Genomic DNA, 15506 nt, shown 5'->3' with positions numbered 1-15506 from the left:
CATCGCAAGCATGAATACACTGTTGCTATTGAAAACAAAGGAGCAACACCATGAAGCACACCCTCCGCAACGCCGTCTCCGGCGCCGTCCTCGGCCTGGCCGCTTTGACTGCCAGCGCCGCCAACGTGCTGGTCGTACTGTCTGATGAATCCCAGCTGGCTCTGCGCGACAACCGCAGCTTCGACACCGGCTTCTACGCCAACGAACTGATGCAGCCAGTGAAAAAGCTGATCGACGCCGGCCACACTGTCACGTTCGCCACGCCGCTGGGCAAGGCGCCGACCGTCGATCGCAGCTCGGTGGACAAAATGTACTTCGGGAATGACGAGGCGCAGATGCAGCAGCACCTGGCGCTGCTGGATAAACTGCAGCTGACCTCGGCCACCAGTTCACCGGTGATCAGCCTGGCGCGCGTAGAACAAACCGGCTACGCCCGCTATGATGCGGTCTACGTGCCGGGCGGCCATGCGCCGATGCAGGACCTGCTGCATAGCGCACCGCTGGGCCGCCTGCTGGCAGCTTTCCACAAGGATGGCAAGCCGACTGTCCTGGTCTGCCACGGCCCCATCGCACTGCTGTCGACGCTGGGGCAGCCGCAGCAGTTCACCAAAACGCTGGAGAACGGCAAAGCCGCCAAGGCGCCCGGCTGGATTTACGCCGGCTACAAGATGACGGTGATTAGCAATCCGGAAGAGGAAGCCGCCAAGCCCATGCTGAAAGGTGGCGAGATGAAGTTCACGCCGCAGACGGCGCTGGAACGTGCGGGCGGTGTCTATAGCAGCGCCGCCAACTGGCAGCCGAAAGTGGTGGTGGACCGGGAACTGATCACCGGCCAGAATCCGGCATCGGCCAACGCGGCGGCGGACGAACTGCTGGCGCGGCTGAAACGCTGGTCAGTGGAATAATGGAGAGAAGATCTTGCGCTGGAAGGGATTGATGTCCTTGCGCAGCAAACGCGGCATCAGCGGGTCGGAAACGAAGGCCTGCGATTTGTAGAAATTGTCGGTGCCTTCGCCTGCCTCCAGCAGCAGGCGCTTGATGCCGGCGCCCGCGCAGTATTGTTCAATGCGCTTCATGATCCAGTGGCCGATGCCCTGACCGCGGTATTGACTCAGTATTATCAGCTCCGACACAAAGCAAAACTCCGGCGGCGCCAACTCCAGGCGGGCGATGCCGATCTGCTTTTTATTCAGCTCGACCGCCACCCATTGCACCGTGCCGCGCGCGTCAGCCGCCTTCGGCCGTGGCAGCGCCCCTTCGCTGTCCGCGTCGCGGCGAAACGCCATCAGGACTTTGGTGGCGGGCGGGGCTTTCAGCAAGCGAAATTGCAGATCGAGTTCCATCTTACGTGTTTCAAGTAGGTGATACCCGTATACTGCGACCCCTGCGTCGAAGGTGCAAGTGTTCTTTTTGTATAAATTGTTTCATTAACAGCTTGTGCGACAATGAGGCATGAGCGACCCCTACTTCTACCAGCCGGCACAAGGCCACGGCTTGCCGCATGATCCATTCAACGCCATCGTCGGGCCGCGCCCGATCGGCTGGATTTCCACCCGTTCCGCCAGCGGTATGTTGAACCTCGCACCTTATAGCTTCTTTAATGCGTTCAATTACACGCCGCCACTGATTGGCTTTGCCAGCCTGGGCCGCAAGGACACGCTGGTGAATATCGAGGAAACCGGTGAATTCGTGTGGAACCTCGCCACCCGCCCGCTGGCCGAGGCGATGAATGCCAGCTGCGCCGCCGCGCCGCCAGAGGTGGACGAGTTCCAGCTGGCCGGCCTGACGCCGCAACCTTCCAACATCGTCTCGGTGCCGCGCGTGGCGGAGAGCCCGGTGGCGTTTGAATGCAAGCGCAGCCAGATCATCCGCCTGCACGGCGCGTCCGGCGTGGAAACCAATAGCTGGCTGATATTAGGGGAAGTGGTGGGCGTGCACATCGCGCGTGAGCTTCTGCGCGATGGCATTTATGATACGGCCGGCTCGCACACCATCCTGCGTGGCGGCGGCCCGGCCGATTACTTCGAAATCACGCCGGACAGCCTGTTCCGCATGACGCGGCCCAGCTATCCGTAGACTCAATAGGTGTAGAACATTTGCTGGATCTGCTTGCTGTCGCTGGTCTTGGTCAGCGCCAGCATCAGCAGGATGCGGGCTTTTTGCGGGTTCAGCGTATCGGCGGCAACGAAGTCCAGTTCATCGTCGTTGGCTTCGCCGTTGCGGGCGACGATGCCCTGGCCGACGCGGCTGGCACGCACAATCAGCACACCTTGCTTGCGCGCGGCCACCAGGCCGGCCTTGACCGAGCTGGCCAGGCTGCCATCGCCAACGCCGGCGTGGATGATGCCCTTGGCACCGGCGCCCACCAGCGCGTTCAGCGCAACTGGGCTAACATTGGCGTAGCCGTAGACGATGTCGACCTGTGGCAGCGCGGTCAGCTTGCTGATGTCGAACTCGCTGTCGGCGGTGTGCTTGCGGGTCGACTGGCGATAGAAATATGGCTTGTTGCCCTGGATGTAGCCGAGCAGGCCCAGTTCCGGGGTCTTGAAGCTGTCCGGCGTCGAGGTATTGGTTTTGGTGACATCGCGGGCGGCGTGGATCTGGTCGTTCAGCGCCACCAGCACGCCTTTGCCGATGGCGTCTTTGCTGGCGGCCAGCAGCACAGCGTTGTACAGATTGATCGGGCCGTCAGCCGACAGCGCGGTGCCCGGACGCATGGCGCCGACCAGCACCACCGGTTTTTTGCTCTTGACGGTCAGGTCCAGGAAGTAGGCGGTTTCTTCCAGCGTGTCGGTGCCGTGTGTGATGACAATACCGTCAACGTCAGGCTGCGCCAGCAGGGTGTTGACGCGCTTGGCCAGCGTCAGCCAGTGCTCGTTGCTCATGTTTTCGCTGGCGATCTGGAACACCTGCTCGCCTTTGACGTCGGCAACCTTGGCCAGTTCCGGCACGGCGGCGATCAGGCGGTCCACGCCAACGGTGGCGGCGGTGTAGCCGACCGTGGTGGTGCTGGTGGCGCCGCTGCCGGCAATGGTGCCGCCGGTGGCCAGGATGGTCACGTGGGCCAGTTTTTCCGCTGCCCCGGCATAGGAACTCAGCAACATTGCGCACGCCAGCAGTGCTTTGAACCAGCGGGCGGAAATTGGGTTGGACATATTGTCTCCTGATCAAGCTGTAAAGCATGGGATATTAACAAATCGCCCGTGTGTCAACAACGCGCGGTGTTGCCGCGTTAAGTCAGGATGTAGGATATAAAAGAGAAAAACATATGAGATTGCTAATCACGACAGCGTTGATGCTGGCGCTGGCGGCCTGCGGCAAGTCGGCCGAGCAGAAGCAGCGCGAGGATATGGCGCTGTTGAACAGCCAGGGCGAAAAATATGTCAGGGAAAAGGTGCTGGAGCCGGCGCATGCGCAGTTCCGCAACCAGTTCATCGGCAAGGGCGGCGCGCCGTGCGGCGAAGTCAACGCCAAGGATGCCTTTGGCGCCTACATCGGCTTTCAGCGCTACATCTCGGTGGCGCGCGACCTGACGCTGCTGGCGCAAGATGTAACGCCGGACGAATTCGAGGCGCAGTGGCAGCAGCTATGCCGCTGACGATCCTGCCACAAGGGTAGGCGACCGCGCTGCCTGTTTAGCGCTATGATGGCCGCATCACTCAACGAGGATACGGCATGGAACAGCACACCGGGGGCACCGCCCCGCATCTGGCGTCGTCCGACATCGGCAACCGCCGCCATCAGATTTTCCCCACACTCAGCGAAGCGCAGTTCGACGTGCTGCTGCGCTACGGCGAACGACAGCACTTCAGTGCCGGTACGGTGCTGTTCCGCCAGGGTGACCGCCATATTCCGATGTATGTGATTATCTCCGGCGCGATCGAAATCGAGCGCGGCTCGGTGCTGGGCGCCAGCATGCTGGGCACACATGGGCCAGGCATGTTCACCGGCGAGATGGGCGCGCTGGCCGGCCGCGCCGCTGTCGCCACCGCGCGCGTGGTGGCGGACAGTGAGCTGATCGTCATCAGCGAGGAGGCGCTACGCACGCTGGTGATTTCGGAGGCAGAGCTGAGCGAAACCATCATGCGCGCCTACATCCTGCGCCGCGTCGCCTACATGCAGGACCAAACCGGCGGCGGCGTGGTGATCTTCGGCGCACGCGATTCGCAAGAGACGCTGGTGCTGCGCCATTTCCTCAATCGTAACGGCCAGCCGGCTGCTTACTTCGATACCGAGAACGCGCACGATGAAGAGGCGCACAAGCTGATGGAGCGCTTCGGCATTACGCTGCAGGATATTCCGGCGGTGGTCACGCTGTCCGGCGACGTGCTGCGCAAGCCGACCCTGCGCCAGCTGGCGGACGGCATTGGCATCAGCCCCGATAGCATCGACGGCCGCCTGTTCGACGTGGTGGTGGTCGGCGCTGGTCCAGCGGGGCTGGCTGCTGCGGTGTACGCGGCATCGGAAGGCTTGACGGTGGCGGTGCTGGATGCGAAGGCGCCCGGCGGCCAGGCTGGCGCCAGCTCCAAGATCGAGAATTACTTCGGCTTCCCGACCGGCGTGTCGGGACAGGCGCTGGCGGGACGCGGGCTGTCGCAGGCGCGCAAGTTTGGCGCCGAGGTGGCGGTGCCGGTCAAGGTCAGCGCGGTTCATTGCAGCGAGCAGGAATACGCCATCGATATCGACAGCGGCGAGAAGCTGCGCGCGCGCTCGATCGTCATCGCCAGCGGCGCGCGCTACCGCAAGCCGGCCTTGCCGGGACTGGAGCGCTTCGAAGGCAAGGGCGTCTACTACAGCGCCTCGTTCATGGAGGCGAACTTTTGCGCCAACGAGGAAGTGGTGATTGTCGGCGGTGGCAATTCGGCGGGACAAGCGGCGGTGTTTCTGTCGGCACACGCCAAACACGTGCACATCGTCGTGCGTTCCAGCGGGCTGGCGGCCAGCATGTCACGCTACCTGATCCAGCGCATCGAAGCCTCGCCGAAAATCACGCTGCACACGCATAAGCAGATCGTCGAGCTGCGCGGCGGCGAGCGGCTGGAAAGCATCTGCTGGCAAAGCCAGGGCGGCGAACCGCGCGAGGCGCCGGCGCGTCATCTGTTCCTGTTCCTCGGCGCGGAGCCAAGCACCGCCTGGCTGGGGGATTGCGTGACGCTGGACGCCAAGCAGTTTGTGCTGACCGGGCCGGATGTGCCGGCCGCCGAGTGGCCGCTGGAACGTTCGCGCCACTTCCTGGAAACCAGCCGTCCGCGCATCTTCGCGGTTGGCGATGTGCGCAGCGGCTCGGTCAAGCGGGTGGCGGCGGCGGTAGGCGAAGGCTCGGCGGCGGTGGCCTCGCTGCACCAGGCGCTGGCGTCGGACTTCCTTTAAGGCTCGATGCTGCTCAGCGGTTTGCTGTACTTGTTGGCACGGCGGACTGGCGGCTGCTGGCGCGGCGGCCGCGCCAGCGCTTCCTGTGCGCGCTCGTAGCCGTACTGCCACTGGTCGCGCATGTGCTGGGCGAAGACGTCGTAGCTCGGCGGCATTTGCAGTTCGATGCGGTTGCGCAGCCAGTCCAGCTTTTGCTGTAGCTGCTGCTTTTCCAGCACCACCGAAACGTCGGACGAGTCGATGCGCATGTCGGCCAGGTGTGAGTTGGCGTAGCGCAGACGCGCGTTGCCGTCCACGCCCAGCACCGAGCGCCAGGCGGGAATCGAGAATACCTGGTCGAAGGCTTCCTTGAATTCCATGATGACTTCCTTGCCCAGCCTGCGGGCGATTTCGACCGGGAACAGGTCCAGCACGCCGCCGATGTACTCGTCGCCGCGATAGGGGGCGCTGCGGAAGTAGATCATGTCGGCGATGGAAAGGCGGGCGGCTTCGTTGACGCTTGCCGTGCTGTCGGTCAGCATCGCCTGCGCGATGGCGTGCTGGCCCCAGCGTTCGTCTGCCAGTGGCGAGTCCATGCCGTGCAGCGCGTTGGCGGTGCGTTCGTTGCAGAAGATGGTTTCCGCATACAGCTTGCGCTGACCGCGCCGCTGGCCGACGTCTTCAGGCCCGAACAGCAGCTTGCCAGCGATGATGGCGACCTCGACTTCGGGCGTCTCGACCGCTGAAGGCAAAGGCAGTTGTGGCGGAATCTCGAACAGGTAATCGTTGAACAGGTCAGGAACCACTGGTGCGCGGGCGGTGGACAGCTTGCGCCCGGCCGCACGCATCAAGGTGCCGGCCAGCGCAGCACGGTCGGTGGACCGCAGGCTGCACCAGAAGCCGTACATCTCTTCGGATGACAGCCAAAGACGCTGTGTTTCCGGATCAGGCAGGTTGTGGATGATGGCGGCGGCAATCGCGCCACCGCAGCTGGCCAGCAGCACATCAGGCGCCTTGCCGGCTTGTCGCAGCGCGGCATACATGCCGATATAGATGCCGAAGCGGAAGCCGCCACCGCCCAGCACCATGCAACGTTTATATGGTTTATACGAATCTTGCGTCATAGAACGCAACGATATCACGAAGTTTGAGCTATTCGACATCTGATCGCCGTTCCGCTTGACGTATCTTCACCTGAGGCAAACTATGTGAAGCATGGACGGACATGGCACATCGACGGGCGAAATGCTGCAGACCTTGCTAACGCGCACGGCTGTTATGCAGGCACAAATGCAGATACAGAATGAGTCCATGCTGGCGACGCTGAAGCTGATGCAGGAGGGACAGCAAGCACTGGCGCGGGAGGTGGCTGTGCTGCGCGACGGACAAAATGAACTTCGCGTTACCACCGGCGTTATGCAGGCGGAGCTTAAGGCGCTCAACGAGAGAATGACGTATTACGCCACCGAGGCGAAAGTTGAGTCCGTCCGTACAGAAGTTGAGTCCGTCCGTACAGCACTCCACAAAGCGATAGAAGCACAGACCTGGCGCCTGATGATATGGATGACAGCGGCGGGCTCCGGCCTCGTCGGCGCCACGTATTACATCGCCCGCAACGTCCACTAATTACAGCTGATGTTCCAGCATCAGACGCAGGGTGGCGTAGCCTGGCGTCAGGCGCTGGGTGCGCACGGCGCCCTTGGCGTCGGTGTAGCTGTAGTTCTCCGTCGCTTGCTGACGCAGCAGATTGCTGGCGGACAGACGCAACTGCGTTCTGGCTTGCCATTTCCACACGGCGTACAGATCCAGTTCCCGTTTCGGGCTGGTGCTGCTCAGCGTTTCTGCTGACTGGCGTTCGCGCTCGCCGGCCTGGTAATTCAGGTTGCCGCCCAGCGCCCACCGTGACCAGCGATAGTCGAGGCCGATGTTGGCGGTGGCTGGCGTCTGCGATTCCAGCCGGTTGTACGGTCCCGGCACATTGTTCACGCGCGACCAGTTGCGCGCCAGGTTGGCGCGCAGGTCCAGCGCCTTCGTCAGCGGCAGTTTCGCTTCCAGCTCCACGCCGTGCGAGCTGGCCTTGCCGTCGTTGAACGGCGCCGTCACCCAGATGCCATCCTGTTCGAACAAGCGCCATTGCGTCACATCGCGAATGCGGCGCGCGTAGACGCTGGCGCTGAGCAGCGCGCCATCGCCGAGATAATGTTCGTACGCCGCATCCAGGCCCCAGGCCAGCTCCGGCCGCAGCAGCGGGTTGCCTTGTTCATCCGGATTGGTCTGATTGTTGTTGTTATCCTTGGTGTAGCGGCGTGGCACCAGCCGCACCAGTTGCGGCGCCTTGTATGTGCGGCTGAGCGCCAGCCGGAGCACATCCTTGTTCTCCAGCTCATAGCGTGATTGCAGCGAAGGGCTCCAGACTGCCGAGCTGCTGTCCAGCTTGTCCGGCGCATTGGCGGCGGCCGCACGGCTGACGGTGTCCAGCCGCTCGTGGCGCAATCCCAGATACAGCGAATAGCGCTTGGTGACTTGCCATTCATCCTGCGCGAACACCGCCAAACGGTTCACGGTCGCGGAATAATCGGCGTTGTTGGCGCTGATTTGCACGCCGGCCGCATCGAATAGCGTCTCGTCGCGGTCCTCGCGCCGAACGCCATGGCTGACATCCCATCCGAGTGCAATCGCATGCGTCTCGCCGACTGGATGGCGATAGGTACCGGTGCTGGTGACGGTGTTCTCCACCGGCCCTGAATCCACGTGGTGACGGCTTTTCGGCGCGCCATCGGCATCCATGCCGTGAAAATCGAAAGTGCCGGTGCGGCGATTGGTGCTGGCGCCGAGTTTCATTTCCAGTTTGTCGCCATTGTCCAGGCGATGCGTCCAATTCAGGTCGCTGCGCAGCATAACGAAGTTGGCGACGAAGTTGGCCGTGTTGTGCGGGTATTCGCTATGCTCGCCGAGCAGCGCTTGTTCATCAGCGACGGTCAGGTTGTCCATGCGGCGCAGGTAGGCGAAGCTTTGCCAGCTCAGGGTATCGCCGCCGTCGAGCTTCCAGTTCAGGCGCGGCGTCAATGTCAGCGAATCGGTGCGGCCATTTTCCGTTTGCGGTGTGCGGCGCAGCAGCGCGAGTGTGCCATCGGGCGTGCGTTGCTCCTGCCAGTCGGTAAAGGGCTTGCGGTTTTGCTTGCGCGTCAGCGTCGCGGCGAGGCTGTACGAGAAGGCGCCGTCCTGGTCGGAGATTTGTCCGCTGACCGATGGCGTGCTGGCGCCGGCCTGGCGCGCGAGACTGGCGCTGACCGAGCGCTGGCCTTTTGTCGCGGCTTTCTTCAGGATGATGTTGATGGCGCCGGCCACCGCCTGGTTGCTCAGTTCCGCCGTGGCGCTGCGCAGGATTTCGATGCGTTCGATGGTTTCCGGCGCGATGCTGTCCAGCGAGAAGCCGGTGGCGACAGGTTCGCCGTTCAGCAGGATCTGCGTGTAGCCATTGCCCAGGCCGCGCATCTGGATGCCGCCGCCCTGGCCGGGCGTGCCGCGAATGCTGACGCCGGGCAGGCGCTTGAGCACATCGGCCAGCGTCTGGTCGCCCTGGCGCACGATGTCGGCGTGGTGGATGACGATGGCGGTGGTGGTTTCACGCTGGCGCAAGTCGTCGCGGCTGGCCTTGATCTGGACCTGTGGCGGCTCCGGTGTTTCGGATGCGTAGGCGCAAGCGGTCACCGCCAGCAGCAGGCTGCTGGTGATACGTGGTACTGGCATGGCTATTCCTTCGAGGGTAGTTGCTGGCGGCGGACCTTGAGGGCGCGCGCGGTGGCGTAGGCGTCGAGGTTGGTGAACATGGTGGCCGGATCGATGTTCTGGCCGTTCTGCCGGACTTCAAGATGCAGGTGCGGGCCCGTGGCGAGGCCGGTTTCACCGACTGCGCCGATCAACTGGCCGGCCTGTACCCGCTGGCCGGGTTTGACGCTGACGCTGTTCAGGTGCGCGTACAGCGAGCGCTGCGCGCCGTGCTCGATGATGACGGTGTTGCCGTATTTGCCGTCGTTTTCGGCGATCGGGCCGGCGGCGATGACGGTGCCGCCGGCGGTGGCGTGTACGGGCGTACCTTTGGCCGCGCCGAAATCGATGCCTTTGTGCGGCGTGCGCGGTACGCTGCGCTTGACGCCGTAGAAGCTGGTAACGCGGACCTTGTCGAGCGGCGCGCGCCAAGCCTCAGCGGCCGGCAATGGCGCCGCTACCGCCATCGGGGGCGCGGTGAGTGCCAGCGCCGGTTGCAGCATGACGCCGGCGACCAATACGCTGGTCAACACGGAGGCGGTGATCCAGGTGGCGGCGGTGCTGAGCGTTGGCAAGCTGCTTTTCTGCATGTGACGAATCCGCGCGGTGATGGTGGCGCCGTTAAACGCCGCCACGCCCATCGGTGCTGTCCATTGCTGGAGCAATGAAGCGGCATATTGCTTGCGCTGGTGTTGCGGACGTCCTGTCAGGACATGCTGATCGCATTGCAGTTCCAGCGCCCATTCCATTTGCTTTGCCATCCAGCGCAGGACCGGATTGAACCAGAAAACCGTCTGCAGCGTGGCGGCGATGGCCAGGCACAGTGGGTCGCGGACACGCCAGTGATGCAGTTCGTGGGCGACGATCATTTGCTGCTGTTCCCGGGTGAGCGCGTCCAGGTGGGCGGGCAGCAGCAGGACCGGGCGCAACACGCCGATCAGCATCGGTGAGACGGCAGCGTCGGTGCGCATGACAGTCAGGCCGCGCTGTGTGATCTGATGGCGCTGTTCAGGCGTGAATGCAGGATTTGCTTGCAGCTCGGCCGGCGTGAAGCGCTGTGCGCTTGTCAGCAGCCCGCGCCACAAGCGGCGCGCACGCAGCAGTTTGGCGATTGACCACGCCAGGCCAGCAACATAGGCCAGCAGCCAGATCGCGGCCAGCAACGGCAGCGTGCGGGCGAGGCGCGGCGTCGGAGCTTGTGCAGCGAGGCTGGCAGTGTTATCGAGAGCGGCGGAACCTGAAGCGTCGGTGTCGGCATGTGCCAACGGCGGCGTGTCGTGCGCTGGTGCAGCCGCATTGGCGCGTTCCAGCTCCGTAGAGCCGTGCGTTGCCGCCTCGGCCCCGGTCACATGCGGTACAGCGGTGGTGGGGATGGCTGGCGCCATGGCGAGTTCAATCTGCGGTGCGACGTGGGGACTGCGCGGCAGCAGGGGGAGCAGGGCGGCTGCGGCGATTACGGCTTGCGCTGCCAGCCACACACCACGGCGCGTGCGCAGCGCTGGCCATGCTTGCGCCGCGCCGCTCAGCAACAGCCACGCCAGCAGGCCGACGGCCACAGACCCGGCGCTGGCCAGCAGCCACTTTGCCGACAGCAGCCAGGCCGCCATCATCATCTCAGCTGTGCCCATCATCGTCCGCCGGCCAGTCGTTGAGCATCTGTTCCAGCTGCGTCAACTCCTGCTGGTCGACCAGCTTGCTGCCGGTGAACATGGCGACCGGCAGCGGCGCATCCATCTCCATCACGCGGCGGCCGAAATCGTGGGCAAACGCTGCCAGCGTGCCCACTTTCTCCAGCTTTGCGCTATAGACATTGATGCCGTGTACCGCCTGCAGGCCGATCATCTGCTTTTCCAGCATGCGGTCCAGCGTCTTGCGGGTGGAGGAAAACGACCAGTCCAGCTCATCGGCAGCCGCGTCATGAATCTCGCGTGCGCTCAATGGCTGCTGCTTCCACAGCACTTTCAGCAAAGTCAGTTCACTGACCGAAGGAATCAAACCCGACATGTAGTACTCCTGTGCGACTAATGGGATGATTATGCGACATATGTCGCAATCGCGTCAACCCTCAAGCGCTATCCACTTTAGTTATATCATTTTGTAACATTGCTTTTAATAAATTCCAAATCTGCTACGATGAGTTTTTGCTAATTGACAACAAGCAACGAAAGTGTGGATAGCGGCGAGAACAGTCTAAGCGCTATACAATGCCGTTGGCCGCTGCTATCCCAGCCGCAGCCACCACTGCATTGGAATTCGATATGTACTACGGAGAGCGCTTTAACAGCATCACGCACACCGTGGGCGCCGCGCTGGCTGCTATCGGCGGCACGTTGCTCATCATCCAGGCCGCCCGCAGCGGCGACACCTGGAAAGTGGTCAGCTGCAGCATCTACGCCGCCACCTTGCTGGCCTTGTACCTGACGTCCACGCTGTATCACAGCCTGCGCGGCCGCGCCAAGGACGTGCTGCGGCAGATGGACTATTGCGCCATCTATCTGCTGATCGCCGGCAGCTACACGCCATTCACGCTCGTCAGCCTGCGCGGGCCATGGGGCTGGACGCTGTTCGGCGTGGTGTGGGGACTGGCGATCATCGGCATCGTGCAGGAACTGCTGTTCGCCAAGGGCGCGCGCGTGCTGTCGCTGCTGATCTACGTGGCGATGGGCTGGGTCGGGGTGATCGGCGCCGGTCCGCTGATCGACGCGCTGGGCTGGGATGGCTTCATGTGGCTGGCGATCGGGGGACTGGTTTATACGGTGGGCATTGCCTTCTTCGTCACCGATCACAAATGGCGCTATGGGCACGGTGTCTGGCATTTGTTTGTGTTGGGCGGCAGCGCCTGCCATTTCGGCGCGGTGCTGCTGTACGTGGCGTAAGGATGGAACACCCGTGGAAATCAATTCGGACGATTTAAAAACCTTCATCACCGTGATCGACAGCGGCACCCTGAGCGCCGCCTCGGTCCACCTGGGACAGACCACCTCCGGCGTCAGCCGTGCGCTGTCGCGGCTCGAAGACAAGCTGGCCACCTCGCTGCTGACGCGCACCACGCGCCGCATGGAGCTGACCGAAGAGGGCGCGCTGTTCCTCGAAAAAGCCCGCGCCATCCTTGGCGCGATGGAAGAGGCGGAAGAAACCATCCGTATCCGCCGTCAGAAACCGGCCGGCCGCCTGTGCGTGGACGCGGCCTCGCCGTTCATGCTGCATTGCGTGGTGCCGCACATGGCCGAGTTCCGCGCCATGTATCCGGAAATCCGCCTCGAATTAAGCAGCAACGACCAGATCACCGACCTGATCGAACACCGCACCGACATCGCCATCCGCATCGGCGCGCTGAATGATTCGACGCTGCACGCGCGCGCGCTGACTTCCAGCCCGCTATACGTGCTGGCCAGCCCCGGCTATCTGGCGGCGCATGGCACGCCGGCCACGCCGGAAGAACTGGCGCAGCACTCGCTGCTTGGCTTTATGCAGTATGAGCTGGGCAACCAGTGGCCGCTGCGCCATGCGGCCGGCAACAGCTTGCCGGTGACGCCGACGATGTCCGCCTCCAGCGGCGAGACCTTGCGCCAGCTGGCGCTGGCCGGCCAGGGCATCGTCTGCCTGGCGGACTTCATGACCCGCGCCGATGTCGAAGCCGGCCGCCTGGTCAAGATCCTGGAAGCCGACTATACCGGCTACCGCCAGCAGATCCACGCGGTCTACTACCGCAACACCCAGCTGGCGCAGCGCATCAGCTGCTTCCTGGAGTTTTTGCAGCAAAAACTCTGATTGGTGCAGTGTGCGGGCCCGTACAGAGGCCCGCCCCGAGCGGCGTTACACTGGTCTTGCGTGCTTGGAGCAGTCAGTGCTCGGCAGCAGGTAAGCCGGTAGCCTCAAGTATCGGCACCAGATCAACGATGTTGCCGCCGCATGGAGGTCATCATGACGCAAACTACTCAGCCCTCGAAATACCTGGTACGTGCCTACCTGGAACGCCGTTCGCACGAGGTGAAACCGCCGCCGACGCCGGACGAAATCCGTCGCCAACTTGGCTGGGGCCTGACGGCCTTCGACCAGAAAGTCGGCAACGGCCGCAACTGACCACGTCCCGGCCACGCTATTGGCCGACTTCTTCGCCATTCACCGGCGCATTTCCGCCGTTCGCCGAATAGCGGTTTCCTCGTCTCCCATTCCCCGGTATTGTTCTATGCATACCGACTTGGGGGACTAAGATGAACGTAGAAACTGCATACCGCTGGCGCAAACAGCTTGTCTGGGGCCTGGCGCTGATCATCGCCGGCACGGTCATCCTGCTGGCGCAACTCGATATCCTCGACATCGACCTGAATCCGGCGCACTTCTGGCGCTACTGGCCTTGGCTGGTGGTCATCAGCGGCATCACCAAAATCATTCCTCCGACCAGCTCGCGCCGCTTCACCGAAGGCTGGTGGGAGATCTTCTTCGCCGGCTGGTGGTACGTCTCCTTCAATCACATCTGGGGCCTGGGCTTCGGCGACACCTGGCCGGCGCTGCTGGTCGCCTGGGGCGTCGGCATGATGCTGCGCCCCCTGTTGGACAATATCTTCCCGCCATCGACCAAGGAGCAAGCATGAATACCCGCCGCCGCGAGCGCAGTCCCGCCACGCAAATGATTATTGGCTTGTTCGTCATCGGCATCGGCATGCTGTTTTTGCTGGATAACCTGGGCTGGCTCGACCTGGACCTGCGCGTCCACATCGTGCCGACCGTGCTGATTGCTGTCGGCATCCTGAAAGTGCTGCAAACGCGCACCCAGTCCGGCCTGTTCGTCGGCGGCTTCATGATCTTGTTTGGCTCGCTGATCATGCTGAAGTCGCTCGGCTTCCTCCATATTGACTGGCGCACCTTGTGGCCGCTGCTGTTGATCGGCGCCGGCGTGGCGGTGGTGTTCAAGTCCGTTACGCGTCGCAAGACGCTGGAGCAGGAAGGCTTCACGCTGGACAAGGATGGCAGCGACTCGGTGGTCAACATCACGGCTATCATGGGCGCCCACAAGAACCGCATCCTGTCGCAGGATTTCCGTGGCGGCGAGATCACCGCCATCATGGGCGGCAGCGACCTTGATTTGCGCCAGGCCTCGATCAACGGCGACGCCGTGCTCAACCTGTTCGCCTTCTGCGGCGGCATCACCGTCAAGGTGCCGATCGACTGGGTGGTGGTGCTGGAAGGGACGCCGATTATGGGCGGCTTTGAAGAGAAGACCGTGCCGCCTGCCGCCGGCGCCGTGCCGAAACGCCTGATCTTGCGCGGCTACGTCATCATGGGCGGCGTGGAAGTGCGCAACTGATGCTGGAGCTGTCTTCCACCCGGCGCGGACTGGTTCTGTACCTGCTGGTGTGGCTTTTCCTTGGCGCGGCGTTGGGTGGTGTGATCTGGTTGGCCAGCGACACGCCGCTGGCCAACGCCATGCTGTTCTCGATACCAGTGAACCTGGAATATGCATTTGCCACCGGCTATTCGGCGTTCTACCTGTGCCGCGCCTATCCGCTGGGCAGCCGCCAACCGGGGCAGATTGCACTGGTGCTGACGGTGGCGGCGCTGGCCTCGGGCTTCCTGTGGCTAATTATCGGGAACCTGTGGAATGCGCTGTGCCTGGCGCTGGATATCGAGTGGAGTGGGATTGCGATCACGCCGCAACTGTCGGTGCTGATCGTGGTGCTGGGCGTGCTGTTGTATGGCTTTGCGGCGGCGCTGCATTATCTGGTGATTGAATTTGTCCGTGCCAAGAACGCCGAGCAGCGCGAGCTGGAATCGATGCTGATGGCACAGGAGGCCGAGCTGCGCATGCTGCGCACGCAGATCGATCCGCACTTCCTGTTCAACAGCCTGAATTCAATCAGCGCGTTGACCTCGCAGGACCCGAAAGCAGCACGGCGCATGACGCTGGAACTGGCGAGCTTCTTCCGCCAGAGCCTGGGCATGGAAGCGCACAAGAAGGTCACGCTGGGCGAGGAGATGGTATTGATACGCCACTTCCTGGCAATCGAGCAGGTGCGCTTCGGCGAGCGGCTGCAGGTGGAAGAGGATATCGGCGAGGATGCGGCGCAGTGCCTGGTGCCGCCGATGATTATCCAGCCGCTGGTGGAAAACGCCGTCAAGCACGGCATCTGCAATATGCCTGAAGGCGGCACGGTGAGCATCAGCGCGCGGCGTGCCGGCTCGATCCTGCACATCAGCGTCAGCAATCCGGTCGACGAAGATATCGCGTCGATCCGCAGCGAAGGCCATGGCATAGGCCTTAGCAACGTGCGCCAGCGTCTATCCGGCGCCTACAAACACGAAGCCGGCATCCATTGGGGCCGCAAGGAAAACAGCTTTGGCGTGGACATCACGATGCCCGCGCAAACAAGCGCACAAGGAGAGTAGAG

At 62.9% G+C, this 15506-nt stretch carries 17 protein-coding genes; 11 read left to right on the top strand and 6 right to left on the bottom strand.

From position 1 onward, the window contains the following. The first annotated feature begins 50 nt into the window (after positions 1 to 50). Positions 51 to 905, top strand: a complete 855-nt coding sequence (locus tag BLS51_RS15645; RefSeq protein ID WP_090184011.1) for a type 1 glutamine amidotransferase domain-containing protein — start codon at positions 51 to 53, stop codon at positions 903 to 905. Here the strand turns inward: BLS51_RS15645 and BLS51_RS15640 are convergent. Continuing rightward, positions 894 to 1343, bottom strand: coding sequence for a GNAT family N-acetyltransferase (locus BLS51_RS15640; RefSeq protein WP_090184014.1), 450 nt, complete (start codon positions 1341 to 1343; stop codon positions 894 to 896). The two genes, BLS51_RS15645 and BLS51_RS15640, sit on opposite strands and share 12 nt — an antisense overlap. A 109-nt stretch (positions 1344 to 1452) precedes the next feature. On the opposite strand from BLS51_RS15640, the gene BLS51_RS15635 reads away from it, so the two are divergent. Next, complete coding sequence (locus tag BLS51_RS15635) at positions 1453 to 2076, top strand: flavin reductase family protein (RefSeq protein ID WP_090184017.1); 624 nt, start codon at positions 1453 to 1455, stop codon at positions 2074 to 2076. Between the two features lie 2 nt (positions 2077 to 2078). Here BLS51_RS15635 and BLS51_RS15630 read toward each other — a convergent pair whose 3' ends face one another. Continuing rightward, entirely contained in the window at positions 2079 to 3155 is a 1077-nt protein-coding gene (locus tag BLS51_RS15630; RefSeq protein ID WP_090184021.1) for a type II asparaginase, read from the bottom strand. Positions 3156 to 3268: 113 nt separating this feature from the next. Between BLS51_RS15630 and BLS51_RS15625 the strand changes: the two genes are divergently transcribed. Together BLS51_RS15625 and BLS51_RS15620 are read left to right on the top strand one after the other, a co-directional pair. Then, entirely contained in the window at positions 3269 to 3598 is a 330-nt protein-coding gene (locus BLS51_RS15625) for a hypothetical protein (RefSeq protein WP_090184025.1), read from the top strand. A 77-nt stretch (positions 3599 to 3675) separates the two neighbouring features. Next, entirely contained in the window at positions 3676 to 5370 is a 1695-nt protein-coding gene (locus tag BLS51_RS15620) for an FAD-dependent oxidoreductase (protein ID WP_090184029.1), read from the top strand. Here BLS51_RS15620 and BLS51_RS15615 read toward each other — a convergent pair. Then, positions 5367 to 6473 (bottom strand): patatin-like phospholipase family protein, encoded by a 1107-nt coding sequence (locus BLS51_RS15615; RefSeq protein ID WP_229207587.1) that lies wholly within the window; start codon positions 6471 to 6473, stop codon positions 5367 to 5369. The genes BLS51_RS15620 and BLS51_RS15615 overlap by 4 nt on opposite strands. 121 nt (positions 6474 to 6594) lie before the next feature. Between BLS51_RS15615 and BLS51_RS15610 the strand changes: the two genes are divergently transcribed. Continuing rightward, positions 6595 to 6975, top strand: coding sequence for a hypothetical protein (locus BLS51_RS15610; RefSeq protein ID WP_139168709.1), 381 nt, complete (start codon positions 6595 to 6597; stop codon positions 6973 to 6975). On the opposite strand, the gene BLS51_RS15605 is transcribed toward BLS51_RS15610, so the two are convergent. From BLS51_RS15605 to BLS51_RS15595, 3 genes are read right to left on the bottom strand one after another with little or no spacing between them, the layout of a single operon-like run. Beyond that, the gene (locus BLS51_RS15605; protein WP_090184039.1) at positions 6976 to 9099 is read right to left on the bottom strand and encodes a TonB-dependent receptor plug domain-containing protein; all 2124 of its coding nucleotides are present in this window, start codon (positions 9097 to 9099) and stop codon (positions 6976 to 6978) included. Between the two features lie 2 nt (positions 9100 to 9101). Further along, on the bottom strand, positions 9102 to 10748 hold the full coding sequence (locus tag BLS51_RS15600) for a M23/M56 family metallopeptidase (RefSeq protein WP_229207588.1): 1647 nt from the start codon (positions 10746 to 10748) through the stop codon (positions 9102 to 9104). Further along, entirely contained in the window at positions 10732 to 11121 is a 390-nt protein-coding gene (locus tag BLS51_RS15595) for a BlaI/MecI/CopY family transcriptional regulator (protein WP_090184043.1), read from the bottom strand. The genes BLS51_RS15600 and BLS51_RS15595 overlap by 17 nt, the downstream gene beginning before the upstream one ends. A 254-nt stretch (positions 11122 to 11375) precedes the next feature. On the opposite strand from BLS51_RS15595, the gene BLS51_RS15590 reads away from it, so the two are divergent. The 6 genes from BLS51_RS15590 (at position 11376) to BLS51_RS15570 (ending at position 15504) form a co-directional block, all read left to right on the top strand. Next, positions 11376 to 11993, top strand: a complete 618-nt coding sequence (locus tag BLS51_RS15590; RefSeq protein WP_090184675.1) for a PAQR family membrane homeostasis protein TrhA — start codon at positions 11376 to 11378, stop codon at positions 11991 to 11993. 13 nt (positions 11994 to 12006) lie between these two features. Beyond that, entirely contained in the window at positions 12007 to 12888 is an 882-nt protein-coding gene (locus BLS51_RS15585) for a LysR family transcriptional regulator (RefSeq protein ID WP_090184045.1), read from the top strand. Between the two features lie 153 nt (positions 12889 to 13041). Beyond that, on the top strand, positions 13042 to 13200 hold the full coding sequence (locus BLS51_RS29720) for a hypothetical protein (RefSeq protein ID WP_175472591.1): 159 nt from the start codon (positions 13042 to 13044) through the stop codon (positions 13198 to 13200). A gap of 131 nt (positions 13201 to 13331) precedes the next feature. Next, positions 13332 to 13712 carry a LiaF transmembrane domain-containing protein gene (locus BLS51_RS15580; protein WP_090184049.1) on the top strand — a complete coding sequence of 127 codons (381 nt, stop codon included), beginning with the start codon at positions 13332 to 13334 and terminating at the stop codon, positions 13710 to 13712. After that, positions 13709 to 14425, top strand: coding sequence for a LiaI-LiaF-like domain-containing protein (locus tag BLS51_RS15575; protein WP_090184052.1), 717 nt, complete (start codon positions 13709 to 13711; stop codon positions 14423 to 14425). The genes BLS51_RS15580 and BLS51_RS15575 overlap by 4 nt, the downstream gene beginning before the upstream one ends. Next, positions 14425 to 15504: a sensor histidine kinase gene (locus tag BLS51_RS15570; RefSeq protein ID WP_090184055.1), complete on the top strand. Its 1080-nt coding sequence runs from the start codon at positions 14425 to 14427 to the stop codon at positions 15502 to 15504. Before BLS51_RS15575 ends, BLS51_RS15570 begins: the two co-directional genes overlap by 1 nt. Positions 15505 to 15506: the final 2 nt, after the last annotated feature.

It is taken from the genome of Duganella sp. OV510, assembly GCF_900100205.1.
Classification (GTDB): domain Bacteria; phylum Pseudomonadota; class Gammaproteobacteria; order Burkholderiales; family Burkholderiaceae_D; genus Rugamonas.
This window is presented reverse-complemented; position numbering and strand designations above follow the sequence as displayed.

Coding starts and splice junctions, on each gene's coding strand:
- BLS51_RS15590 (WP_090184675.1), top strand. CDS start 11,376: ATGTACTACGGAGAGCGCTTTAACAGCATCACGCACACCGTGGGCGCC.
- BLS51_RS15610 (WP_139168709.1), top strand. CDS start 6,595: ATGCTGCAGACCTTGCTAACGCGCACGGCTGTTATGCAGGCACAAATG.
- BLS51_RS15600 (WP_229207588.1), bottom strand. CDS start 10,748: ATGATGGGCACAGCTGAGATGATGATGGCGGCCTGGCTGCTGTCGGCA.
- BLS51_RS15570 (WP_090184055.1), top strand. CDS start 14,425: ATGCTGGAGCTGTCTTCCACCCGGCGCGGACTGGTTCTGTACCTGCTG.
- BLS51_RS15645 (WP_090184011.1), top strand. CDS start 51: ATGAAGCACACCCTCCGCAACGCCGTCTCCGGCGCCGTCCTCGGCCTG.
- BLS51_RS15620 (WP_090184029.1), top strand. CDS start 3,676: ATGGAACAGCACACCGGGGGCACCGCCCCGCATCTGGCGTCGTCCGAC.
- BLS51_RS15640 (WP_090184014.1), bottom strand. CDS start 1,343: ATGGAACTCGATCTGCAATTTCGCTTGCTGAAAGCCCCGCCCGCCACC.
- BLS51_RS15575 (WP_090184052.1), top strand. CDS start 13,709: ATGAATACCCGCCGCCGCGAGCGCAGTCCCGCCACGCAAATGATTATT.
- BLS51_RS15595 (WP_090184043.1), bottom strand. CDS start 11,121: ATGTCGGGTTTGATTCCTTCGGTCAGTGAACTGACTTTGCTGAAAGTG.
- BLS51_RS29720 (WP_175472591.1), top strand. CDS start 13,042: ATGACGCAAACTACTCAGCCCTCGAAATACCTGGTACGTGCCTACCTG.
- BLS51_RS15615 (WP_229207587.1), bottom strand. CDS start 6,473: ATGACGCAAGATTCGTATAAACCATATAAACGTTGCATGGTGCTGGGC.
- BLS51_RS15625 (WP_090184025.1), top strand. CDS start 3,269: ATGAGATTGCTAATCACGACAGCGTTGATGCTGGCGCTGGCGGCCTGC.
- BLS51_RS15635 (WP_090184017.1), top strand. CDS start 1,453: ATGAGCGACCCCTACTTCTACCAGCCGGCACAAGGCCACGGCTTGCCG.
- BLS51_RS15630 (WP_090184021.1), bottom strand. CDS start 3,155: ATGTCCAACCCAATTTCCGCCCGCTGGTTCAAAGCACTGCTGGCGTGC.
- BLS51_RS15605 (WP_090184039.1), bottom strand. CDS start 9,099: ATGCCAGTACCACGTATCACCAGCAGCCTGCTGCTGGCGGTGACCGCT.
- BLS51_RS15580 (WP_090184049.1), top strand. CDS start 13,332: ATGAACGTAGAAACTGCATACCGCTGGCGCAAACAGCTTGTCTGGGGC.